The following is a 23,914-nucleotide window of genomic DNA, read 5'->3' on the forward strand; positions in this document are numbered from 1 at the left end:
GACTCCGTCACGCTTCCAGCACTCAGCTTTTCTTCCGTTACGCTTCCATCGCCCAGCTTCGCTTCCGTCACACTTCCATCGCCCAGCTTCGGCTCTGTTACACTAGCTTCACTCAGTTTTGCTTCTGTCACACTTGCATCGCTCAGCTTGGCTTCCGTTACGCTCCCGTCACCGAGCTTCGACTCCGTTACACTTGCATCAATCAGCTTCGCTTCCGTTACGCTCCCGTCACCGAGCTTTGCTTCCGTCACGACTCCATCGCCCAGCTTCACTTCTGTCACGCTCGCTGCGCCCAGCTTCGACTCCGTTACACTTCCGTCGCCCAGCTTCGTTTCCGTCACGCTTCCATCGCTCAGCTTCGCTTCCGTTACGCTCCCGTCACCAAGCTTCGCTTCCGTTACACTCGCAGCGCCTAGCTTCGACTCCGTCACACTAGCTTCGCCCAGCTTTGACTCTGTCACACTAGCTTCACTCAGCTTCGATTCCGTCACGCTCGCATCAACCAGCTTCGCTTCCGTTACGCTACCATCAACCAGCTTCGCTTCCGTTACGCTACCATCGCTCAGCTTTGACTCCGTCACACTCGCATCGCCCAGCTTTGCTTCCGTCACACTCGCTGCGCCCAGCTTCGCTTCCGTCACGCTTCCATCGCCCAGCTTCGTTTCCGTCACGCTCGCATTGCTCAGCTTTGATTCGGTCACACTCGCAGCCCTCAGCTTCGACTCCGTCACGCTTGCATCGCTCAGCTTCGCTTCCGTTACACTCTCAGCGCCTAGCTTCGACTCCGTTACGCTCGCATCTCCAAGCTTCGACTCCGTCACGCTCGCATAACCAAGCTTCGCTTCTGTCACACTTGCATTGCTAAGCTTCGACTCCGTCACACTCGCATAACCAAGCTTCGACTCCGTCACACTTCCATCGCTCAGCTTCGACTCCGTCACACTCGCATCGACCAGCTTCACTTCCGTGACACTCGCATCGCCAAGCTTCGCTTCCGTCACGCTTGCATAACCAAGCTTCGCTTCCGTCACGCTCCCATAACCAAGCTTCGCTTCCGTTACGCTTGCATCACTCAGCTTCGACTCTGTTACGCTCGCATCGCTCAGCTTCGTTTCCGTTACGCTCGCATCGCTCAGCTTCGACTCCGTCACGCTTGCATCACCAAGCTTTGCTTCCGTCACGCTCGCAGCACCCAGCTTCGACTCCGTCACGCTCGCATCACTCAGCTTCGACTCCGTCACACTCGCATCACTCAGCTTCGACTCCGTCACGCTCGCTGCGCCCAGCTTCGACTCCGTCACGCTCGCATCACTCAGCTTCGACTCCGTCACACTCGCATCACCAAGCTTCGCTTCCGTCACACTCGCATCGCCTAGCTTCGACTCCGTCACGCTCGCATCAGCCAGCTTCAGCTCCGTCACGCTCGCATCACCAAGCTTCATTTCCGTTACGCTTGCATCGTCCAGCTTCGCTTCCGTCACGCTCGCATCAGCCAGCTGACGTTGACCTACTGAGCCCTCCACCAGCTTGCTTCCGCCAATGCTCTCATCCTCAACCTTATCCGAGCGCCATACTTCTCCGCTTAAGTGAGCCGATGTAATAGCACCTTTACGAATATGGTAGCCTTGCACCGTCTCAGCCTTCAAATGTTTGCCCGCGATCGTCTCCAGTTGAATATGCTCGCCGGACACCGCTGCTGCCGACAATTTGGCGGACGTTACCGATTCATCCTGCAAGATGTCCTCCGACACACTGCTGGACGTTAGATGCTCGCCCTTTACCGACAACAGCTGCAATTGGATAGAGCCTACCGAAAGCTCCGCAAGCTTGCTCTCCGTTACGGAAAAATCAGAAATATGCGCTGTTCCAACAGAATCTGTCTGCAAATGAATGCTTTCGACCGATCCTTCACGCAGATGCCCTGATCCGACGCTATTTGCCGCAAGCTTTGCCGCATTAACCGCCCCATCTGCAATGTGCCCGTCACGAACACTGCTCTCGCCAATGTGAATGCCGAGCACCGAAGCGTTCATAATATGACGGCTTTGGACCGCTTCGTCCTCAATATGCTTTGCCAGCACTGTACCAGAAGCCAGTTTAGCAGAGCCAACCGAACCGTCAGCCAGCTCTTCGCTGCCAACCGCAGCTATTTTCAAATGCTGGCTCCCGATGGTTCCCTCCTTCAGATGCTCGCCTCCGAATGATTTAGGCTGCAGGTGCTGCACACCAACCGAGCCTTCTGCAAGCAATGAGGCATCTACGATTCCCGGTTGCAGCTTAGACCTTCCAACGCTGCCGTCCGCCAATTTCGAAGCCGTTACACTGCTGTCTGCCATTTTATCCGTCGACACAGCCTCGGGAGACAACTTCAAGGAATTAACGACATAGTCGGCTAAATGATGCGAGAACACAACGCCCGGAGCCAAATAACGTTCCGTCACGACACCGATTGCCAGTTTGGCGCTCGTTACTGCACCATCCTGCAGTGCTTCCGTACCAACCGATTGGCGTGCTAAATGCTGCTGCTCCACGATTGCCTGCTGCAGATGCTGTCCATTCACCGCTTCAGGAGAAATTGTTTCTTCCGTTACCGATCCGGCCGACAGATGATAGGATCGAACAGCTTCCAGTCCGATTTTTTCGAATGTAACGACCTCGTCCTGCAGATGCCGGGTGGAAATAGCTCCGCTAGCGATTTTCGATTCGCTTATCGCACCGTCAGCAAGCTTCCCCTCGGACACGGATTGCTCTACAAGCTGCTCCCCTCCCACCGAGGCGCCTGCAATATGCTTCATCTGGACGGAAGCTGCTGCAAGCTTCGTGCTGTCTACCGCGCTATCCAGCAAATGTTCATTGCCGACCGATTCAGACTGAAGCTGCTCTCCGGATACGGAACCTTCAGCCAAATGGCGCTGCTGAATTTGTCCATCAGCGATTTTATCCGCTACGATGCTGCCGCGATTCAAATGCCGGCTTTGCACCGCATCATCCGCCAGCTTTACAGCAGTCACGCTTTGCTCCGCAAGCTTAGATACCGTTACGGCATGATCCACCAGCTTGATGGTGGACACTGATTGATCAAGCAGCTTAGCCGATGTGACGGCCTGCTCAGCGAGATGGCCGCTTTCGATTTGCCTTGGGCCGATGTGGGTACCAAGGACGGCCGACGGTTGAAGATGTGACGCGTCTACTGCGGCTTGCGCCAGATGCCCGGATGATACCGCCCCGGACTGCAGCTCCCTTGCCCCTATTGCTCCTTCGGCCAAATGTTCTGCTGCGATTACGCCCGGGGCCAAATGCTTTCCCTGTATGATACCTACCGCTACATGTTCGGCTAATATCAGCCCCGGTTTCAAATGTACGGAATCGACAGCCTCCACTGCAATTTTATCACTGCCAACCGTTCCGTCCCGCAGTTTAGAGCGGGTAACCGCGCCATCAGCGAGTTTGGAGCTGTTGATGGACTCATTCGCAATGTTTTCCGGACGAACAGCCCCGCTCTTGATTTTGTCAGACGTCACCGATTGATTGTCCAGCAATTTCTCTGTTATGATCATTTGTTTCAGATGCTTCGCTTCAATAGAACCCTCAGCGATTTTATCGGAACTGATCGTCCGGTCGGCAAGCTTATCAGACGTAATGCTGTCATCTGCCAGCTTGCTGCCGGAAATCGATTGATCCAATATTTTATCCCCGGTAATGGAATTATTCATCAAATGAGCAGAGTGAATGGAGTCCGGCTTAATTTTCGCGCCGTTCACCGCGCCGTTGACGATGTGTATGCTGTCTATTGCAAAATCGGCTATCGCCTTGGAATCGATGCTGCCAGCTCGTAAATGCTCGCCTTCGACAGCCCCTGTAGCGATTTTGTCGCCTGTAATGGCACCATCGACCAAATCATCGGTATAGATGAACGGAACGGGCTCATACAAGTCCTGCTTCTCCGCCAGCCGCTCTAATTTCTGATCATAGCTTGGCTCAGCAGTGCTGCTATTCGTTTCTGCTGTTGTCTCTGGAGACTCAGCCACCGGAAGTGAAGCGGCTGGTGCGACCGGTGCTGGCGGCGTTTCATCTTCGACTGCATCGACAGGCTCCTGTAAAGACGGAACTCCAATTGCATTAATGCTGACGTCTCTAGTTTCCTGCACCGGTTGTGCCGGCTGTACTGGCTGCGCTTGATTAGGCGCTTGTGCAGGGGCAGGCGTAATGTTGGCCTGACTCGACGGCTGCGAAGCTTTTCTTTTATTCAAATCGTCCAGCCACTTTAATTCGGAAGCATTCGGATTGTCGACATAGAAGAGCGGTCTTCGCCCTTTGGCGCTTCTCGGTTTTTTGCTTTTAGCCATTGTCCTCTCCTTCTTCCACCTGAAATGTCATACGTAATATATGCATCTACCCATAGGCTCGTTACTGGGGCAGGAAGGTTCACTACAAACGCAGCGCATAAAAAATACCCGTTCACGCGTATAGGCGCATGAACGGGTATTCAGGGTGTGTCTGAGAACTCTGAGGGCAGCAAATTTTGCCGAATTTTCGTTCCATGCAAGGCGCGTTTGTGAAGGCGTACCCGGGGGTACGTCAAGCAAACGGAACGATGCAGGGGGCGGAAAGGCGGTGAAAGGTGCCACTGAACGGGTTTTCAGACACGCCCTAGATCTTTTATTTCGTTTTGGAAAGCAGGTACAGGAAGTATGGTGCTCCGATAATCGCTACAATAATGCCTGTTGGTAATGAAGAGAAGGACCTCGCAATTGTGTCCGCCACAATAACGAGCAATGCGCCAAGCAGCGCTGAGGTCGGGATATTCAGCTGATGCTGAGGACCAACCAGACGCCGGGCCAAATGCGGTCCAACGAGACCTACAAAGCTGATGCCGCCGCCAATCGCAACGCAGGAGCCAGCGAGGCCTACTGCCGCTGCCAGCAGCCAAATCCGGTCGCGATTGATCGGCGTACCCAAGCCTTTTGCCATCTGATCGCCCAGATTCAGAATGTTAAGCGAACGGGACTTGATCATTGCAAATGGAATAAGTACAAAAATCCACGGAACCAAAGCGATAACGTATTTCCAGTTCGAGCCTGCAATGCTGCCTGCGAGCCAGATCGATACGTACTGATAATCTTCCGGATCAAGCGCTAGTGTCAAGACAACCATCGCGGCGTTAATACCAGCCTGGACGGCTACCCCAATCAAGATCATACGTGTTGGGAGCAATCCTTTGTGACGCTTATAGGCAAGCATGAAGATTAGAACCGCTGCACTTGCCGCTCCTCCAAGCGCCAATAACGGCAGGAGGAACAAATTAGCTGACGAATTATCCCGCAGGAAAGCAATGTACAGCGTCACCATTAAACCTGCGCCCGCATTAATGCCAAGGAGACCCGGATCAGCGAGCGGGTTGCGGAACAGCCCTTGCAAAATCGCACCTGACACGGCAAAGCCTGCACCGATAAGAACCGAAATAATGATCCGCGGCAGCCGGAATTCGAATAGAATCAGATGCTGCTTGTCAGTTCCCCAGCCAAACAGCGTCTTCACGACATCTATCGGCGAGAGCCGGATGTGGCCGGTATTCATACTAACAATAAAAGCTGCGATAACCAGGATCGTTAAAGTCAGCATAACGATAATCGCACGGCTTCTTCTTCTGCTTTCCGTTACGGATATGTTTAGTTTATTCATTACAATTCTCCCCTCTGTTTCACTGCAAGGTAGAGGAAGAACGGTACGCCGATCAGTGCAATTAAAGCGCCGATCGGAAACTCCGATGGAGGATTCATCGTTCTGGCTACGATATCAGCAAGCACGACCAGCAATCCGCCAAGCACTGCCGAACACGGTATAATCCAGCGATAATTGACGCCAACCAGGTAACGGGCAAAATGCGGAATGATAAGTCCAATAAAGCCTACAGCGCCCGCGACCGATACCCCTGCGCCCGCAAGCACTAACGTAAAGATTAAGCCTAACACTTTTATTAAGCCGGTTCTCGTTCCCAGCGAGACGGCAATATCTTCACCCAAACTCAGCAAAGAAATAGCGCGAGATATAATAATGGCGCCAATTAGCCCGCCGCCGATCCAAGGTGTAATAATCGAAATTTGCTGCCAGTTGATGCCGGCAACGCCGCCATGATACCAGAAGGCCATGTTTTGGCCCACCTTATAATGAATTTGAATACCTGAGCTAAGTGCGACGAACAATGCGCTGACTGCAGCGCCTGCAAGCGTCAGCCGGACCGGCGTCAAGCCGCCTTTAGACAGGGAGGTAACTCCGTATACGATAGCGACGCCAAGAGCCGCGCCTACGAAACAGAAAAGCATAATACTCATATATGAAAGACTAGGGAAAAAGGCAAAACAAATAGCCAACACAAACCCTGCGCCCGCATTCAGACCAAGCAAGCTGGGATCGGCAAGCGGATTTCGCGTCATCCCTTGCATAATTGCGCCAGACACAGCAAAGGCTGCTCCAACAACCGCACAAGCTATTGCACGAGGCATACGAAGCTCACGAATAATCTGATGGCTCGTTAAATCCGGATTAAACTTAAATACCGCTTCCCACACGGTTTCCAGACTGATGTTGGCTGCTCCGACCGATATCGCCAGTGCCATGGAAAGCAAGAGCGCTGCTGTACCGCCTATGAGGATGATCGTCGCAACGACCGGTCTGGCATGCAGCTTGACGGAAGGCTTTGCTTCCGTTTCATTATTGAGTGCCATTGATGCAACTACCTTTCTGTATGTAACTTATAAATTCATTTGATAACGATTCTCGTTTTCAAATATATCAAAGTTTGATTCCAAATTCAATTCTAATTATGCGCTTTGTTTTTCCCAACAGTACGAAAATAGAAGAAGGCCGTCCCGGGCGAGATTATGCTAGCTCCGCGAACAGCCTTCTATTCCTATTTGCTATCAGCTTAAATAGCAATTCCTTCTATAATTCTGATTCGGCATCTGCTATTGCAGTTGCCCCTGCTGTGCTTCCTCGAAGCAGCTTCAGCCAGCGGTCGGCGGTGTGCTGCCAGGTAAACATCTGCTCCACGCGCTTCCTGCTTTCCGCTCCCATCCGGTCACGGAGTTCTTTATCGAGAAGAAGCAGTCTCAATTTATCGACCAGTTCACTCTCCACCCGCCCGGGGTCGATAAGAAAGCCGGTTTCCCCGTCGCGTATAATTTCCTTCATTCCCCCTGCACTCGTAGCAATCACCGGCAAGCCGCAAGCCATCGCTTCAACATTGACGAGGCCAAACGCTTCCCGCTGGCCGGAAGGAACGACGGCAATGTCCGAAGCAATGAACCATTTCGGCACTTCAGTATACGGTACATAAGGAACGAAGCGCACATTACCGGGACAATTGCGGGCGAGCTTATGCAGATTCCGGGAGTAGGCTGTCGTCCGGTGCGAGCCGTAAAAGGGGCTGCCTACGATGACGATCAGCAGCTCAGGATCGATTTGGGCAAGCGCCGGAGCTGCGCGAAGCAGATGGTGCACCCCTTTGAGCGGAATTAACCGGCCGAGGAAAATAACCACCTTCCGGCCGCTCAGCCCTTTTTGTTCCCGGATCAAAGACCGCATAGACATCCCCTCATCCGAAAACCGGGACGGAAACCGTTCAGGCTCGACGCCCGGGTAAACAACCTTTAACTTTGATCTTGCCTCAGGAACCCGTGCAGCGACTGTCCGCAGCAGAAACTCGCTATTCACGATAATCTTGTCCGCTGCACGCAAGCATTGCCGCAGTTTGGACCGTGTCAAATACTTGCCGCCTATAAAGGTAGAGGAATGCAGGCTGAGCCAAATCTGTTTACGCGGATATCTTCTCCTTAAGGCCAATACGTATAAGGGACGATTGTCCACTTGAATATGAGAGGGCGCAAATCTCGCGATCGCTCTTCCTGCTGCTGCAATGTACGATGCTTTGTTCATCGCATTGAATCTTTCACAGAAGACACCGTTGACATAGCCGGTTCTAGCCAGGCCGCGCATGCTTTTCCCATAAATACGCGGCTCAGCATGCGGTTTTAGAAGTGGAACGAATTTCTCGACGACACGCTCAACGGAACTGCTTTTTCCAGACGGAATAGGGAAGGAACCCGGAGTAACGAATGCGACCCTTGGGGATGCCATTTGTCTATGAAAACCTCCTGCCAGAAGCGTTGATTCACTAGCATACGCATTCTTTTCCGTGGTTGCTATAGGCCAATGAAGACACGCTGCGCTTTAGTTTCTATTGCTTTGTACTGCTTCTTATGGCACACTGTTCGAGAAAAGCAACAACCTACGAAGTATGAAAGGACGTGCGGTACGATTCATGAAAGACCGATTTTTTCGTGCCATGACGGAATTAAGCTCGCGCAAATGGATTTCCAAAACCACCGGAAGGTTCGCACAATCCAGAGGAAGCCGATTGTTTATCGCTAAATTCGCCAGCATGTATGGCATAAAGACAGAAGAGGCTGAGAAGCCGCTTCAAGAATACAAAACGTTAAATGAATTTTTCACACGCAGACTGAAGCCAGGAGCCCGTTTACTGGATTCGGACATGACTGCGCTAATCAGTCCGGTTGATGCTCTCATTACCGGAGCAGGCCCTATTACAAGCGGGACGATCGTCAATGTAAAGGGACAGGACTACACCGTTGAAGAGCTGCTGAACCGTTCTCCCCGCATGGAAAATTACAAGCATGGCTATTACATCGTGCTCTACTTAAGTCCAACCGACTATCACCGCATTCATTCTCCGGTAAGCGGACGCATTGTCGAGCGTGAGCATGTGCCCGGCAAAGTATATCCGGTTAACGAGTTCGGTCTGACCCGCATGCGCAGAGTGCTCAGCCGCAATGAGCGTCTGATCACTTATATTCAGCATGATGGGGGAGAAACCGCGGTCGTCAAGGTTGGAGCGATGAACGTAAGCAGCATCCGCTATGTAGAGCCGATTAAGCCAACGGCGGAAAGAGGCGGCGAGCTCGCTTATTTCGAATTCGGCTCCACCGTCGTGCTTCTGCTCGAAGACGATACTTTCGAGCCTCGCGCCGATTTGCAAGTCGGCCTCAAGGTTCGTATGGGCGAGCGCTTGGGTAAATTGATTAGCCAAACCTAATAAAAATAAGCAAGGACCGTGAACTCTCCAGGGTGAAGAGAATTCGCGGTCCTTTTATTTACAGCCTATGTCTATTTCCCCCGTATTAGCGAGCCAGCCTCCGCCAGCAGTCCCCGATTCTTCTGAGACCTTCCGCAATATCTCCTTCATTCAAATGGGCAAAAGCGAACAATGCGCCGGCCGGCCCTCCCTCTGGAGCCGCCCCGCCTGTGTGATCTGCTATCCAATAAGGCTTGGAGCTGCTCCACTTAATGCCTTCCTGAACGCATTGCGTTCGCAACTGTTCTAAGTCATCCGGATTGCCTGCCCAATCCGCATACAGGTGCAGACCGGCGTCAGAGGGTTTGAAGCGGAACAGCCCGCTTAAGTGACGCTCTGCCTCTTCACGAAACTTCAACAGCCGCCTGCCATACAACCGCCGTTGACGCCGCAAATGACGGGAGTAGAGACCGCTTGCCATAAAGGCCGCCAAAGCTCTTTGCTCCGCAACGCCGCTAGAACGAGGCTCCAGCCAATGCTTGGCCAGACGCATCGGTTCTCTTAGCGATTCCGGCACGACCGCATAACCAAGCCGAAGCTCCCGGAACATCGTTTTGGAGAAGGTTCCAACGTATACGACTCTGCCTTCATAATCGAGCGCCTTGAGAGGCTCCGAAGGACGGCCGCCCCAGCGGAATTCACTGTCATAATCGTCTTCAATAATGACGGCCTCATGAATGGAAGCCCATTCGAGCAGCTGTCTTCGGCGCTGGGGATCAAGAGCCACGCCTGTCGGAAACTGACGGCTCGGAGTAACGAACAGCAGTCTCGCATCCCATGGCTCAGGCACGATCCCATGATCGTCAACAGAAGCGTATACAGGACAGCCGCCCGCCGCCTCTACAGCCCGGCGGATACCGTCATAGGAGGGATTTTCCACAACAACTTTATTTCCGGGTTCGATCAGCAGCATGGACAACAGCGCGATGGCATACATGGAGCCATTCGTAATGACGATGTCATCTGCCGATACGACGATTCCTCTCTCCCGCCGCAATTCATGCGCGATGGCCTCACGCAGTGAGCGGCTGCCCGATGTCTCTAACGATTCATGGCGTTCCTGCTCGGAGAGGCGGCGAACCTGCTCGAACATTAACGTGCGCCAGTCATCCCATGGGAATAGCGAGGCATCCGTGCGGCTAATAGAGAAGTCGATGGCTTTCTCCCCGTTCTCAATGCCCGGAAGAGCTTCAGCTTCAAGCCATTGTCGTCCGGAATTCAACCGCTTAGCCCAAGTTGACAGCGGAATCTTCGCCCGCTCCACCGATTCGGAGACTTGAAGGGCAGGCCTGTCATAGGCGACAAAGGTACCGCTGCCCCTTTCGGTTCGCACGAAGCCTTCCGCTATGAGCATGTCGTACACCTGATTCACAAGTCCGCGAGACAGCTCCAATTGATCCGCGAGCAGCCGGCTCGAAGGCAGACGTTCACCGCCCCGCAGTGTACCCGTTACAATTAATTCCCGCAGTGCTTGGAACAAAGCCGCCGTCTTCTTCCCCTCGCGGGCAGCTGCTCTTTCATAAGCGGCTATAATGCTATGCTCCATGGAGATTGCCCCCCCTGCCATTCATACTGTTAACTGGTCTATTAAAATTCGATGGAATTGGATCTTTTTAGCGATCAGATTTCAGTCTACCATAGCTGTATTCCACATGGGAAGACGAAGGAGGCTTTGCAGAATGCGAAGAAAAGAGCTTGCAGTTGATAATCAAGAAGATATCGAACAGTTTCTGGCTGAAATGAGCTTCGGTGTATTGGCAACGGTATCCGCTGACGGATTTCCGGCTGCAACGCCGTTGAACTTTGTATTTACGAACGGCAGCATTTACTTTCATGGAGCAAGAGCAGGCGAGAAAATTGCCAACCTTTCCAAGCGGCCTAACGTCACCTTTTGCGTAGCTAAGGAATATGCCATTATCCCTTCCTACTACACCGACCCCGAACTGGCATGTCCCGCAACCGCTTTTTTTCAAATCGGTCGTTATCGCCGGACGAGCATCACTCGTCGAAGATTTGCCCGAGAAAGCTTCAGCCTTGCAGGCGCTGATGGTCAAGCTTCAACCGGAAGGCGGCCATAAGCCCATTCTGGCTGATGATCCGGCATACCGCGGCAATGTTAAAGGGGTTGCAGTCGTTCGCATCAATGTGGAGCATATGAGCGCCAAGTTCAAGTTTGGCCAAAATGAAACCCTGGAGGATAGAGCGCCGGTTCTAGAAGGACTTCGGGAACGAGGCGGAGAGCTGGATCACGAGACAATCGAGCTGATGCGTAAGTATTGTCCCCAACACAACGGGGGCAGCCAATAAAAGCAAGAACCTCCGGCCAGTCTGCTCTAGTGAGCGAGACTGGCCAGGAGGTTCTTTTTTCACACTATTAATTTACCGGATTTCGGAAGGGCTTCTTCCTGTATATTGCTTGAACTGCCTGCTGAAGAAAAAGATGTCCCGGTAGCCGAGGGCATCGGCCACCTCCGTCACATTCATCCCTTCATGCATCAGCAGGTGCTGAGCGCGCTCAATCCGTGTCTGGATCATATAGGACTGTACCGACGTTCCGATCATTTCTTTAAATTTCATTGAGAAATAGCGGGGCGACAGCTGAGCACGATGAGCCAAATCCTCTACCCGGTGTGGAACGCCTGGATTTTGCCGCACATAATTGGCGATTTCATGAATGGCTTCCGTCAGCTGATTGCTCGCCTTCCTCTCCAGCGGCACCTGCAGGTCCAGATCCTCGCGCAGCAGATGAATAATGAGCTGCTTGAGCACTAGCTGGGCCTCTTCTTCGGCCGCAAAGGTCTTCACGAGGAATAGGCGCACGTAACGGGAAAGCAAATGCTCAAACTCGACGGTGTCGGCAAACTGCCTGTAACGTCCCGGCACCTGCACGACAGGCACCCTCGTATCAAAGTGAATATAAGTCAAAACGAGCGGCTTTTGAGGGTTATGGGTTGCACTGGTGAAATCACCGGGGCGGAACAGGAAGCAGCTTCCTTTGCCGACCGGATACTTCGACCCGTTTACTTCGACTTCCCCTTCTCCGCTCCATACGTAAAATAAATCGAAATTCGGCATTGGCTTCTCTCGCGGTGCCCATCTCCAGCCAGGTTCACATACGATTTTGGCGAGCGGGGGCAGCAAAATAAGCGATTCCGGTGTGATATGCAGCATCTGCGAGCAGTCCTCCTATGCATGGACGATTTAATGAGGTTAAAAAGCTTTGCAGTTATTGACGATATTATTCCGGTCATCGACTGCTCAATATGTCTGCTTGCCTTAGCCTGAAACCTGTCCGTATTCATTTCAAAATCAAATAAAAGTGAGGAAATAAAGCATCTGCCGTCATCATACAACAGCGCCAAACTTTTTCGCAAGCCTGTACGGGACGATTTGCATTTTCCTGCATATCATCCGATTGTTTGTTAAATTTATTTAATTTCGCATGGTTTGAACACTGCAAAAAATGTTATAATAGCTCCCGATAAGCAATCTCTACAGGAAATAATACTATAATGAACTGAACTATCGGAAGGATGGAATGAGGTCCATGAACCCACTTGCTCGGCAGTTGAACGAGACTTTACAAGCGGAAAGCCCTGACGTTTACGCGATGTTGTCCGGATTAGGAAAGGCGATTTATTTCCCGAAGGAAGGCATCTTGAGCCAATCCGCAGAAGCGAAGGCAAAAGCCAAGAAATATAACGCTACGATCGGTATCGCAATCGAAGACGGAAAGCCGATGCATTTGAAGGTCATTCAAGATACGCTGAGTGCATACGATCCGAAAGATATATATGAATATGCGCCTCCTGCCGGCAAGCCTGAGCTCCGTGCGGCATGGAAGGCTAAAATGCTGAAGGAGAACCCTTCGGTTGAAGGCAAAACAATTAGCAATCCCGTTGCGACGAACGCTCTGACACACGGCCTGAGCATCGTTGCCGATCTGTTCGCAGATGCGGGAGACGCTGTCATTATCCCGAACAAAAACTGGGAAAACTATGAGCTTACCTTCGGCATCCGCCGTGGTGCAGAAATCGTAGAATATCCGTTGTATAACGAGAACAACCGCTTTAATGCGGCTGGCCTTCGCGAAGCACTGCTTGCACAAAAGGATAAAGGCAAAGCGATCGTTATTCTAAACTTCCCGAACAATCCGACAGGCTACACGCCAGGACCAGAGGAAGGCGATGAGATCATCGCAGTCATCCGTGAAGCGGCTGAAGCCGGCATTAACGTTGTTGCTGTTACCGATGATGCTTACTTCGGCCTGTTCTTTGAGGATTCGGTTCATGAATCACTGTTCGGCAAGCTTGCCGATCTGCATCCGCGTGTTCTTGCTGTTAAAGTAGACGGAGCGACGAAAGAAGAATATGTATGGGGCTTCCGCGTAGGCTTCATTACGTACGCTTCGCAATCGGATAACACGCTGGTTGCGCTCGAACAAAAAACGATGGGCATTATTCGCGCCACGATTTCAAGCGGCCCGCATCCGTCGCAAACCTTCGTTCTTCGCGCCCTGCAATCGCCAGAGTTCGAAGCGCAAAAAGCGGAAAAATATGAGATTATGAAACAACGCGCCAACCGCGTGAAGTCGCTGCTCGACAGCGGGCGCTATGGCGATGTATGGGGCTACTATCCGTTCAACTCCGGCTACTTCATGTGTCTGAAGCTGAACGGCGTGTCGGCTGAAGAAGTACGTACAAGACTGCTTGACCAGTACGGCGTCGGCACTATCGCTCTTGGGGAAACCGATCTGCGCGTCGCATTCTCCTGCATTGAAGAGCCGAATTTGGAAGAGCTGTTCGATACGATCTACAAAGCGGTAACGGAAATTTCCGGCAGCCGTTAATCCCAATAGAAGAAGGCTTGGCAGCTTCCGCTGCCAAGCCTTCTTTTTATTCCTCATCATCTTCGCGGACGATTTTCCGTGTCATCCGCCCCGGACGAAGAAACAATGCGTAAGCAATCATAATGACTGGCGCAATGACGGCCGGCAGCGTATAGCCGAAAATCAGCAGTGTGATGCCAGCTGGCAGCCATACGAGAAAGGCAATGATGGCCAATACCCGAGAATCGACACGCACAATGCTTTCCGTTCGCTTCGCATCCGGCAGCGGGTAGACATGTCTCCACACTGTAAAGCTATGAACACGGCGCAATCCGCCGAGCTGAACCGCTATGATCAGCATTAAAACCGCGTATGCGGCAGCAGCCCCCCATCCATCCAGCCATACCGCTTCGGCAAACCAATAGACGATGAGCGCGCTGAGAAGCCCAAGTCTAACGATAATGCCGCCTAGCTCCGTTCGAATTAGAGATGCGGCGTACAAATAAACAAATGTATTCGCATGCCGGTAACGGATCCAGCTTAACGCCCAGCTGAGGTAGCGCCGCGGTGTTGAACGGGACGCCATGGACGGAACGTCGATAAACAATCCGAAAAATAAATAGATCGTTCTTCTCGTTCTCGCCTCTTCTTCTATTAATCGTTCCCAAGGGAGGGCATGTCTGGCCGGAATCCGGTACACGATAGCTAACAATGCAAAGATCAGAACACCAAATACTGCGGCCATCCACGGCTCGCGCGAGAGCATTGCTGCCAACCCGGCAGCAGTTGCCAGCCAGCGCAGCAGCCGGAGAAGTACACGCATCCCTGGCCAGGCCAGCAGCCGCTCCCGCCAGGCGCCCCACGTATTGACGGCACGAAGTGCAGCGGCGAACAGCAGCAGCCACCAGCCGCCTGCCAATCCGTCTCCATGACGGTATAGCGGCCAGTACAAGAGCAGCACAAGACCCGCAAGCAGGATCGTCAGCAGCAGGCTGCGCCGGAAGGAGCGGAATAAGTAATGGTCCATTCTCGCCTCCAGCGGCAGATGAAAGACGATGTCAGCCGGTACAAGCCATGTCCGCAGGGGACTCCAGCATAAGACCGGAACTAATGCAATGACGCCAACGAGCGTAAACGGAAAATCAGGCGGCACATCGCGAAGGAGCTTGATATAACCGAATCCCGAAGTAATCGCAATAAAGGACAAGACAAGCAAAAAACCGCTTTGACCCATATAGCCGAGGTAGGGCAGTATTTCCTTGCGGTAATCGGCAGCCCGCTTTACCCACATCGCTTCCAATGCTTGAAGCGGTGACATCATGGCCGTTCACCGGTTACAAGCTTGTAGAAGGCATCCTCCAGCCCGCCGCTGCGCGTCTCGATTCCGGCTGCGGCGCATACTTCCTCCAGATTGCCCTGCGCGGCAATGACACCATGATGCATTACGATAAAGCGATCGCAATAGGCTTCCACTGTCGCAAGGATATGGGAGCTCATAAGAATCGCCGAGCCTTTCTGTTTCACTTCAACAAGACGCTCCAGTAAGGAGCGGATGCCGAGCGGATCGAGGCCGAGAAAAGGCTCGTCAATAATATAAAGCGGCGGTTCTGATAAAAGCGCGTTCATAATCATTACCTTCTGTTTCATCCCTTTGGACAAATGAGAGGCAAATGCTCCCCGCTTTGCCGTCATCTGAAACTCCTTCAGCAGTTGATCCTTTCTGTCTTCAAAGACGCTGCCATCTACATTGTAAGCCATGCCAGTCAGCTTCAAATGCTCCTCCACGGTCAGCTCGTCGAACAAGACCGGCGTTTCCGGCACATAAGCGAATGCCGAACGGTATCGCTCCTGATTTTGCTCCAGCGCCACTCCATTCACTTGAATGCCGCCATCATGCGGCTTCATTAAGCCTAGAATATGTTTGATCGTCGTGCTTTTGCCCGCACCGTTCAATCCGATTAAGCCAACCATCTCTCCCGGCCGGATATCGAATGAGACGTTGTGAAGCACCGGCCGCCTTGGGCTGTAGCCGCCTGTTAAGCTCTCTACCTTCAATATAGGTTCGGTCATCTTCTCACCTTCAAATTCCATAAATGAAATGCTTCTTCTATCAGCATACCTAAAATTTCCTCAAAACTCAAAAAAATCAGCCGATATGCGCCCTTCCCAAGATGCATATCGGCTGTTTATATGTTTTTTCCTATTACTTGATCGTAATCGTTTTTACCGTTCCGTTCTCGCCTTTTACTTCAACAAGCTGGCCTTGCGTGAGTAAGGAGGCATTGCCTACGATTACAACATTAGGATCAATGTTGTAGATAAACGTGTAGGTCTGGTTGTTCGTAATTCTCGTTACGGAAATCGTTGCAAGCCGGCCCTGCGCATTCAGCGTTACCGTATTTACATTGCCCAGCTCCGTGAACGCTGTCGACGCCGGAGGCGTTGCAGCTTTCGTTACTTCAATGAAGACGACACGGTTTTGATACGTGCGAACCAGTACCTCATCGCCGGCTTGAAGTGCGCTGACAGCTGCTTTTTTATCCTCGCGGAAAATAAATACGTTCGCGTCCAGATCAAGCGTCAGCTCTTTGTTGTCGGGTTTAACGACCGTAATTTTGCTGCCCGATGCGGCTGCTTTCAGCTTGCCCGTAATCGCCAGCGCATCGTGATCCGGCATTTCTGAATCGGTGCGGTCCAGCAGTGCCGCCAGCTCAGCTCTCGATACCGGCTGGTTCGGACGGAAGGTTTGATCGTTGTACCCGGTAATAATGCCTTTTTTAATTGCAAGAGCTACGTAACCAACGGAACCGGCGGGAATGTTCTTCGCGTCTTTAAAGTCCAGCTTCGTATTGTTTAATGCTTTCGCTTCGTCCTCCAGCTTCAACGCTTTAATCAAAATCGTCGTCGCCCACAAGCGGCTCGCGTTTTGCTCAGGGTTAATCTCAGACTCGGTCTCTGTGAATAAGTCATTTTCCAGTGCCACAGCTACGTAACCAACTGCCCAAGGGTATTTTTTAGCCAGCTTGTCGGCGTCCTTGAAATTCAGATTCGATTTCATTTTGTCCGGCGATTCCGCCTGTTCGCGAAGTCCCATCAGGCGTACCGCGGCTACCAGCGTCTCGATACGGGAAATTTTTTGATTAGGCTTAAAGGTTCCGTCTTCATAGCCCGTGAACACTCCCTTGGAAGCGAGGCGCATAATGTATTCCAGAGCCCATTTCAGCTCATCCTCATCTTCAAATTTCCACGTAATTTTGTTTTTATCCTTGTCCTTGTCCTTCTCTTTATCCTTATCTTTGTCTTTCTTTTTCTTGTGATCATCTTGGTCCTGATTTTGCTGATGGTTGCCATTTTTTCCATTGTTATTGCCATGCGCAAATGCCGAAGTTCCGCCTCCTGCGAGCATCAGCAAAGCCATGGAAGTAATAATCGTCTTTTTCCAAACTGGAGTATTCATCAAAAAAGCCACTCTCCTTATCGCGATTGTACGGAAATGATTCCGCTTGACCTTCGCTAATACGTTTCGTCGAAGGCAATTCGCTTTGGGAGGGTGGCTGGTCTATTTTTCGTAAAACAGGAAAATCGTCCTAGTCCTGCTTTTCGTTCTCTTCACGCTTCGCTTTCAACCATTTCGGAGCGCCTTTATTCTTCTTGTCACGCTGTTTCTCCTGCTTCTGCTTAGCTGCGGAAGGCTGCTTCGGCGCACGGCTGACAGCCGCTTTTTGTGTATCCGCGACGCCAATACGTGCTTTTGGCTCATTACGGACACTGTCGCGTTCAACTGGAGCGAACTGCGGCCGGCTAACCGGTTTTTTCGCGGCCGAAGGATAGTCGGACTTGTCAGGCTTGCTGAATCTGCTCGTTGCCGAAGCGCTGCGCGCCTCTTCCGGCGTCATCAGCTTGCCGCGGTACATCGCCTTCTCCGGCAGCTCAATGCCAAGCTGCTTGCGGAACTTGTCCATAATGAACAGCTCCTGCGGCGTTATGATCGATACGACCGTACCGGATTTCCCCATTCGCCCTGTCCGGCCCGCGCGATGCACATAATGGTCGGCATCGACAGCAGGGTCCAGTTGAATAACGAGCGGCAGCCCCTCGATATCGAGCCCCCTTGCGGCAACATCCGTCGCAAGCAGAAGCTGGCAGCGGCCGTCGCGGAAGCGTGCCAATGTAGCGGAACGGCGCTGTTTGTCCGCATCGCCATATAGCGTCTCAACGTTAAAGCCCTCATAGCTGAGCTTCGACTCCCAGTTGGCAATATTGTCGGTCGCATTCAGGAACAGCAGAGCCGACTTCGGGTTCAGCAGCCGAAGAAGCCGGCGGGCTGTATCTGTCTTATCTCTTTTATCGCTGACCAAGTAATAATTGTCGATCGTCTCGGATACCCGGTGCTGCGGCGCAATTTGAATCCTTACCGGATCATTCATCCAGCGCCCTTCAAATCTAGCCATTTGATCGGGATAGGTTGCCGAGAAAAAAGCAATTTGCCGTTCACTGCCCATGGCAAACAAAATCGCTTCGACCTCGCGCGTAGAACCAAGCTCGAACACTTGATCGGCCTCATCGATGACGACGCTTCGCACGTCATGCAGCTTTAGCTTGCGCAGCTTCAACAGCTCGTGAATGCGTCCCGGCGTGCCAATAACAAGCTGCGGATGAAGCTTCAGCTTCTCCACCTGCCGTTTGAGCGCAGCTCCGCCGATCAATTGCTGCACACGCAGTCCTAGCGGCTCCGCATAGCTTTCCGCTACACGAACGATTTGCATCGCGAGCTCCTGCGTAGGGGCGAGAATAACGCCCTGTACCGCTTTGGAGGATGGCTTCAGCTGCTGCAGCATCGGCAGCAAATAAGCCAGCGTTTTGCCCGTGCCGGTCTGCGAACGCGCCGACACATCCTTGCCTTCTAACAGCACAGGAATGGCATCCGCCTGAATAACCGTCGGCTCCTTAATGTCACTCGCTGCCAGCTTATCAACGAGCGGCTTCAATAATCCCATTTCATTCCAATTCATCGTACTCATTGTCGATTCCTCACTTATAATAACGCTATTTTCGATTGAACAGGTTTCCGAAAAACCGGTCTACGACACGGGGAAACAGCTGATACAGCTTTATGCCCGCCGCGGCCGATTTCGGCAAATCCACTTCTGCCGTTCCGCGCTCCATCACGCGCACAATCGATTTGGCGACATATTCAGGCTTCATCATAAACCAGCTTACATTTTTCACATACGAACCAGAAGGGTCGGCAAGCTCAAAAAAAGAAGTATCAATCGGACCCGGATTTACGGCGGATACTCGAATACCCTGTGGCTTCAATTCCATCCGCAGCGAATTCGTGAATCCAAGCACCGCATGCTTCGATGCCGAATACCCGGTCGATTTGGAAGAGCCAATCTTGCCGGCCATCGATGCGATGTTAACGATATGGCCACTGCCCTGTTGGAGCATATAGGGCAATACCGCCTTTGTACAGCGGACGATTCCCATATAATTCGTATCCATCATCGATTCAAAGCTCCCGATCGGCGCATCGATAAAGCTCTCAAACTTGCCAAAGCCGGCGTTGTTCAGCAAAATATCGATTTTCCCATGCTTGGCGATGATCGCTTCCACCGTTTCTGTCACTTGCTCCATGTCGGTAACATCCATTGGAAACACAGAGCATGGGCCTGTGACCGCCTCAGCGCTCTCGCGAAGCTTATCCAAATTTCGTCCGGTCAACACCGGGATGGCTCCCCGTTCCGCCAACAATTTGGCTGTCACCGCCCCGATCCCGCTTGAAGCTCCGGACAGGAGCACAACCTTATCTTTCAACATCCATATCACCCAGTCTAGTGTACTTGATTCGACCTCTTTAAGCAAAAGAAAAAGCTCCCGAAGGAGCCTTGTACTTGTGCTATGATGCGACTAGTACCTGAATGTCCAAAACTCCGATTCCTTCCATAATGAGCGGAACCGTTAAAGCTTGCGTCGCCACAAATCCAGCGGCGTTAGCAGAATGGATCACTTTCGGCGGCGTAATATCGACGCGTACACCCTGATTGAACAGCATCGTGCTGGCATTTCCGCTGATCATGTTGCCCAGCTCAGATATCGCGCTCCGTCCGATTTCATCAATCTCTGAGATTACGAAACCGCCCATCATCGCCGACACCATCTTGAGCGCGACCTCCTCACTGAGGCCAAATACAATATCACCGTTCATTTGCCCGTTCAATCCAATTTGGATCCAAATATAGTTTTCTGAAAATTTAATATCTTTCAAGCCAAGCTGGCCCGTTGACGGGCGGATTTGGATCACTTGTTCGATCACGATTTTTGCGGATTCAAGAAACGGATTAATATATTCTGCCTTCATAAAGAGGAAACGCTCCTTTTCGACAAAATTCGCGCATGGTCTTGTTTAATTGCTATTATACTTAATTCCGTAGGACAAGTATACTATTTATGTCATTATTGAAACTTTAGACCTATGTTGTTAGTCGTGATTAACCCGCCAACTTTGTCATAAATAGGGGGAAACTGTAAGGCGAAATTAACATAGAACAGCGCTCTGGAACTACATACCCAGAGCGCTGCGGCGCGGAATTATTAAGAGATTTCCCGTTTGCTGTTCTTCCGGTATCGGAGGCGAACGAGCCGCAGCCGTTCATAGAGCACATCGGCCTGCCTGTCCTTGACTCCTTCGGCTCCATAAACTTGCTGCAGTACCGGCTTCAAATAACGGTCGCCTGATTGCTGGAAAGCGTTCCAAATCAGCTCGCGTTCATCGTCGGGCATATCGGATAGCTCCCGGTCGATCAATGGTTCAAAATCGTACCCTTCCGTTTCCAATTGCTCGATACGGTCCATCACTTCCCTCCGCGGCAGCTCAAGCTCCGTCTGCAGCTGCTCCAGCGACCCGCCCTCCATGACGAAGTGCAATATTTTCTTCTTCTGATGCTGGCGCACCATATCGTTTTTATATTTATTTTCCTTCTGTTTATAAAGCCATTGCGTGAAGGCTGCCGGGTCTAACTCGTCAGCTACCCACTGCAAAGGGAAACCGGTCGTCCGCGGCGCTTTACCCGTTACTTCCAGTACTTCCTCGCCATAGGCGTTATGCTTGCTCTCGCCCCAGCCGGGAATTTGCAGCAGCTCTTCCGGCGTCTGCGGAACGTAAGCGCTGATCATCCACAGCATCCGGTTCGTTGCGATTAAGTAAGCCGACTTTCTGTCCTGTCCCGCCCTCGTTCTCCGCCAATCGCGCAGCGCCTCGAACAGCTCGGCGTTGGCATGCAGCTCGCCGTAGCATTGCAGCATCGACAACAGACTGCCGGCTCCGCCCCGCTTCTCCTCCAGCATGCCGTCGATAACCGGAGTGAAGCCTTCTCCCATCCTTACCGCTACACCATGCCGGAAAGCGACGATCATCTCCTCCCATGAGGTTCCCTCGAACAAGACGGCGGGCTGCTCTTCTCCTTCCACCCATAACACCGACCAGACGCCCTCCCGTTCGCAAATGGACAGCTTGGCGCTGGCAATTCTGCCTCCTTCCACCGGTCTCTCGAACGTATTCAAAAAAACGATATGCATGCTACTGACTCCTCCCGTACTCCGAATTTGGACGAATGGCCGCAAACGACAAAAAGCACCCCTCCTGCCGGCTGGCAAGAGAGGTGCTTCCTCTACGTTCGATCATTCGATTAGCTTAAATCTAGCATAACCGTCTCTTTATTACAAGCGTTTTGTTGGTGTATAATGGTCGAAACTAACGGAAGTGGAGGCTACACCGCATGCAGCTGCCTGATTTTGATTTCATGTCCGATACGACGGAAGAAACATCTACCCGATTTGTAACCTTCATCTCACCGAGCTTGAAGCGTTTTGATCTTGCAATCACCAATACGAACCGCTTCTATGGAAAAAAGCTCATTACCGACTTGCAGGCTGGAAAGACGGCCATAATCGGAGCCGATGATCTCGAAGAAGAAGGATATTTGGAGCATGTCTTCAAGCTGGAGGAAGAAGAAGCCGCCGAGCTGGCACAATTTTTATATTTTGTGGTAGGCACGGTGAATTTTACCGATTAAAGCGGGCAAACTGAGAAGGCAAGCTGATTGCAGGCTACCCTAATCAGGAGGCGATATGAGTTGAGTCGGTTTATAGACGAGGATAGCGCCGATTACTCGGAGCTGTCGACAGTACAATCACAGCGTAATGATCTGGCCCGCGAAGAGTTTCCCGAAGGGCCGCTCGGCGCGTCGATAGAGTCGGAGTCGCTTGGCAAAAGCACGCCTTGGCGTAGCGGACAGCGGCAAAACGGCCCCTTTTCTTATGAGAACAAATCCCTGCACGAAGGGAATGGAAGGCACTATCCGGGCGACGATGAGGATCTCTCCATCCCCGATGCAATGGATGAGCCTTAATAGCGGAACCTGACAAAGCAATCCCCTTGCGCCTGACTCGGCATCGAGCAGGCACAAGGGGATTTTTTTACAAAACCAGATCAATCTACCACTTCATCTTATTGCTGAACAGAAGTGAATTGCTAATTTGCCGGCCTGGATTCGTCACAATTTTGCCGGATGCGTACAAGCCAGAGGATGCACCGCCATCCAGATTCATCGCTTGATAAGCGCCAAGGCTGAGCATGATATTGCCCCATTGTTTGATTGTTGCCCCCGGCACGGTCGCGAGAATGACCGTTCCATCCTTTTTAATCCCAATGCCGCTGCGGGCGCCGCCATCCGTCAAAATCTTCGGACTGCTGAAGCCTTCCTTCGCCGGATCGACAGCAAGCTTGCCGTCCTTCACGAGCCGTGGTCCAGCCCCAATCGCCGTATGCACGTCTCTCCAATCAATTTCCTGTCCAGCCGCGTTCGTGTACGATACTTTATATTCTACCTTCGTTCCTACTTTAAACCGGTCGGCCAGCTTTGCCTCGGAGCCGTTAAATACGAGCACATAGCCGTCGCTTGGAATGTCTGCATTCTGGTTGCTGCCGGTCTTCGTCACGATCCCTTTGCGAACGGTTACTGCTTTGCCGTAGCTGAAGCCAACTTTATTGCCTCTCTTTGGCGTGAACATAACTGCGGAAGCGATCCCCTGTGTTGGAGTCCGGTTCACGAAGTAGACATACCAGTTATTCGGAAACTTATAAGAGCCGTCAGTAGCACCCGTTACTTTAATACGCAGCGTATCCATAACCGCGCTTCCGTCCCATTTGAAGCCGACGCTGGTGCCTGTGTTGCCGATATGTTCCACAACGCCGTCCGTAATGACAGTTCCGTACGGATCTGGCACGCCGCCGTATGCCTCGAAATAAGTGCCATTGATTGCTGCGTCGGCCCGGTAAGACTGGGCAATCTCCTGCAGTTGCTGAAGCGCCCCTACTCTTCTTCCTGCAAGTGCCGCCGTTACGGGCATGCCTTTCGGAATCGTAACCGTCTGCACGGAGAAGGATTTGCCTCCAGCCGATACTTTTTTCACAGCCGTAACTACCTTATAGGAAGCCGATCCCGCTTTGACCGTCACGGGCAGAGTCAAACCCCCTGAATAACCGGGAGTGATTACATTTATTCGTATATTCGTCGTTCCTGGAGCGACGGGAACAACCACGCCGCTGCTGTTAACGCGGGCCACCGCATTATTCCCCGATTCATAACGTACAGAAACGTCATCCGAGAGCTTAAGCTGCTTCTTGAGCGGCAGACGCTTATCTAACGTTACCGATGCCGAAGCAGCGGGATAGGTTATCGCAACTTGCTTATCGGCAGTTACAGCGGCTGCAGCGACTGCCTCTCTGTTCCAGCCGTCATCCGTTCCAGTCAAAGCCCCGGAAAGCAGAAGAGCAGTTGCTGTCGTGCCAATCGCCGTTTTTTTCAAAAGTTGATTCCAAGCCTTAATCATTTCTTTCGTATCCTCCTTGAAGTCGATAATAACTAACTATA

General features: G+C 52.0%; 20 protein-coding genes. 6 read left to right on the top strand and 14 right to left on the bottom strand.

The genetic code is table 11. The annotated features are described in order from the left end of the window. From TY10_RS31525 to TY10_RS12350, 4 genes are all read right to left on the bottom strand, one after another. A partial coding sequence (locus TY10_RS31525; protein ID WP_272945289.1) for a pentapeptide repeat-containing protein occupies positions 1 to 4,346 on the bottom strand: 4,346 nt, incomplete at its 3' end. Between the two features lie 313 nt (positions 4,347 to 4,659). After that, positions 4,660 to 5,682 (bottom strand): FecCD family ABC transporter permease, encoded by a 1,023-nt coding sequence (locus TY10_RS12340; protein ID WP_042163806.1) that lies wholly within the window; start codon positions 5,680 to 5,682, stop codon positions 4,660 to 4,662. After that, positions 5,682 to 6,725 (bottom strand): FecCD family ABC transporter permease, encoded by a 1,044-nt coding sequence (locus TY10_RS12345; RefSeq protein WP_042163809.1) that lies wholly within the window; start codon positions 6,723 to 6,725, stop codon positions 5,682 to 5,684. The genes TY10_RS12340 and TY10_RS12345 overlap by 1 nt, the downstream gene beginning before the upstream one ends. 217 nt (positions 6,726 to 6,942) lie before the next feature. Beyond that, positions 6,943 to 8,136: a glycosyltransferase family 4 protein gene (locus TY10_RS12350; RefSeq protein WP_042163812.1), complete on the bottom strand. Its 1,194-nt coding sequence runs from the start codon at positions 8,134 to 8,136 to the stop codon at positions 6,943 to 6,945. A gap of 184 nt (positions 8,137 to 8,320) precedes the next feature. Between TY10_RS12350 and asd the strand changes: the two genes are divergently transcribed. Then, positions 8,321 to 9,112, top strand: a complete 792-nt coding sequence (asd, locus tag TY10_RS12355) for an archaetidylserine decarboxylase (RefSeq protein ID WP_042163817.1) — start codon at positions 8,321 to 8,323, stop codon at positions 9,110 to 9,112. 85 nt (positions 9,113 to 9,197) lie between these two features. Here asd and pdxR read toward each other — a convergent pair whose 3' ends face one another. Continuing rightward, a complete protein-coding gene (gene pdxR / locus TY10_RS12360) occupies positions 9,198 to 10,697 on the bottom strand; it encodes a MocR-like pyridoxine biosynthesis transcription factor PdxR (protein ID WP_042163821.1) in 1,500 nt (499 codons plus the stop codon). A gap of 133 nt (positions 10,698 to 10,830) precedes the next feature. On the opposite strand from pdxR, the gene TY10_RS32255 reads away from it, so the two are divergent. Then, positions 10,831 to 11,229 (top strand): pyridoxamine 5'-phosphate oxidase family protein, encoded by a 399-nt coding sequence (locus TY10_RS32255; protein ID WP_337588354.1) that lies wholly within the window; start codon positions 10,831 to 10,833, stop codon positions 11,227 to 11,229. After that, on the top strand, positions 11,165 to 11,458 hold the full coding sequence (locus TY10_RS32260; protein ID WP_337588355.1) for a hypothetical protein: 294 nt from the start codon (positions 11,165 to 11,167) through the stop codon (positions 11,456 to 11,458). Before TY10_RS32255 ends, TY10_RS32260 begins: the two co-directional genes overlap by 65 nt. Positions 11,459 to 11,530: 72 nt before the next feature. Here the strand turns inward: TY10_RS32260 and TY10_RS12370 are convergent, their stop codons facing one another. Beyond that, positions 11,531 to 12,322: a helix-turn-helix domain-containing protein gene (locus tag TY10_RS12370; protein ID WP_042163823.1), complete on the bottom strand. Its 792-nt coding sequence runs from the start codon at positions 12,320 to 12,322 to the stop codon at positions 11,531 to 11,533. 376 nt (positions 12,323 to 12,698) lie between these two features. Here TY10_RS12370 and TY10_RS12375 point away from each other — a divergent pair, with 376 nt between their 5' ends. Further along, entirely contained in the window at positions 12,699 to 14,000 is a 1,302-nt protein-coding gene (locus TY10_RS12375) for an aminotransferase class I/II-fold pyridoxal phosphate-dependent enzyme (protein ID WP_042163826.1), read from the top strand. Between the two features lie 46 nt (positions 14,001 to 14,046). On the opposite strand, the gene TY10_RS12380 is transcribed toward TY10_RS12375, so the two are convergent. From TY10_RS12380 to TY10_RS12410, 7 genes are all read right to left on the bottom strand, one after another. Next, positions 14,047 to 15,300: an ABC transporter permease gene (locus TY10_RS12380; RefSeq protein ID WP_042163830.1), complete on the bottom strand. Its 1,254-nt coding sequence runs from the start codon at positions 15,298 to 15,300 to the stop codon at positions 14,047 to 14,049. Then, entirely contained in the window at positions 15,297 to 16,070 is a 774-nt protein-coding gene (locus TY10_RS12385; protein ID WP_272945290.1) for an ABC transporter ATP-binding protein, read from the bottom strand. Before TY10_RS12385 ends, TY10_RS12380 begins: the two co-directional genes overlap by 4 nt. A 112-nt stretch (positions 16,071 to 16,182) precedes the next feature. Beyond that, the gene (locus TY10_RS12390; protein ID WP_042163831.1) at positions 16,183 to 17,436 is read right to left on the bottom strand and encodes an S-layer homology domain-containing protein; all 1,254 of its coding nucleotides are present in this window, start codon (positions 17,434 to 17,436) and stop codon (positions 16,183 to 16,185) included. A gap of 130 nt (positions 17,437 to 17,566) precedes the next feature. Next, positions 17,567 to 19,000: a DEAD/DEAH box helicase gene (locus tag TY10_RS12395; protein WP_042163833.1), complete on the bottom strand. Its 1,434-nt coding sequence runs from the start codon at positions 18,998 to 19,000 to the stop codon at positions 17,567 to 17,569. 25 nt (positions 19,001 to 19,025) lie between these two features. After that, positions 19,026 to 19,799 (bottom strand): SDR family NAD(P)-dependent oxidoreductase, encoded by a 774-nt coding sequence (locus tag TY10_RS12400; protein WP_042163837.1) that lies wholly within the window; start codon positions 19,797 to 19,799, stop codon positions 19,026 to 19,028. 79 nt (positions 19,800 to 19,878) lie between these two features. Next, on the bottom strand, positions 19,879 to 20,340 hold the full coding sequence (locus tag TY10_RS12405; protein ID WP_042163840.1) for a chemotaxis protein CheX: 462 nt from the start codon (positions 20,338 to 20,340) through the stop codon (positions 19,879 to 19,881). Positions 20,341 to 20,573: 233 nt separating this feature from the next. After that, entirely contained in the window at positions 20,574 to 21,557 is a 984-nt protein-coding gene (locus tag TY10_RS12410) for an HRDC domain-containing protein (RefSeq protein ID WP_042163844.1), read from the bottom strand. Positions 21,558 to 21,757: 200 nt separating this feature from the next. Here TY10_RS12410 and TY10_RS12415 point away from each other — a divergent pair, with 200 nt between their 5' ends. Together TY10_RS12415 and TY10_RS12420 are read left to right on the top strand one after the other, a co-directional pair. Then, on the top strand, positions 21,758 to 22,054 hold the full coding sequence (locus tag TY10_RS12415) for a DUF3055 domain-containing protein (RefSeq protein ID WP_202903177.1): 297 nt from the start codon (positions 21,758 to 21,760) through the stop codon (positions 22,052 to 22,054). 60 nt (positions 22,055 to 22,114) lie between these two features. Beyond that, positions 22,115 to 22,390 carry a hypothetical protein gene (locus TY10_RS12420; RefSeq protein WP_042163846.1) on the top strand — a complete coding sequence of 92 codons (276 nt, stop codon included), beginning with the start codon at positions 22,115 to 22,117 and terminating at the stop codon, positions 22,388 to 22,390. Between the two features lie 85 nt (positions 22,391 to 22,475). Here TY10_RS12420 and TY10_RS12425 read toward each other — a convergent pair whose 3' ends face one another. Further along, positions 22,476 to 23,873 (bottom strand): phosphodiester glycosidase family protein, encoded by a 1,398-nt coding sequence (locus TY10_RS12425; protein WP_052350522.1) that lies wholly within the window; start codon positions 23,871 to 23,873, stop codon positions 22,476 to 22,478. Between the last annotated feature and the right edge of the window lie 41 nt (positions 23,874 to 23,914).

It is taken from the genome of Paenibacillus gorillae (assembly GCF_000513275.1).
Taxonomy (GTDB): Bacteria; Bacillota; Bacilli; order Paenibacillales; family Paenibacillaceae; genus Pristimantibacillus; species Pristimantibacillus gorillae.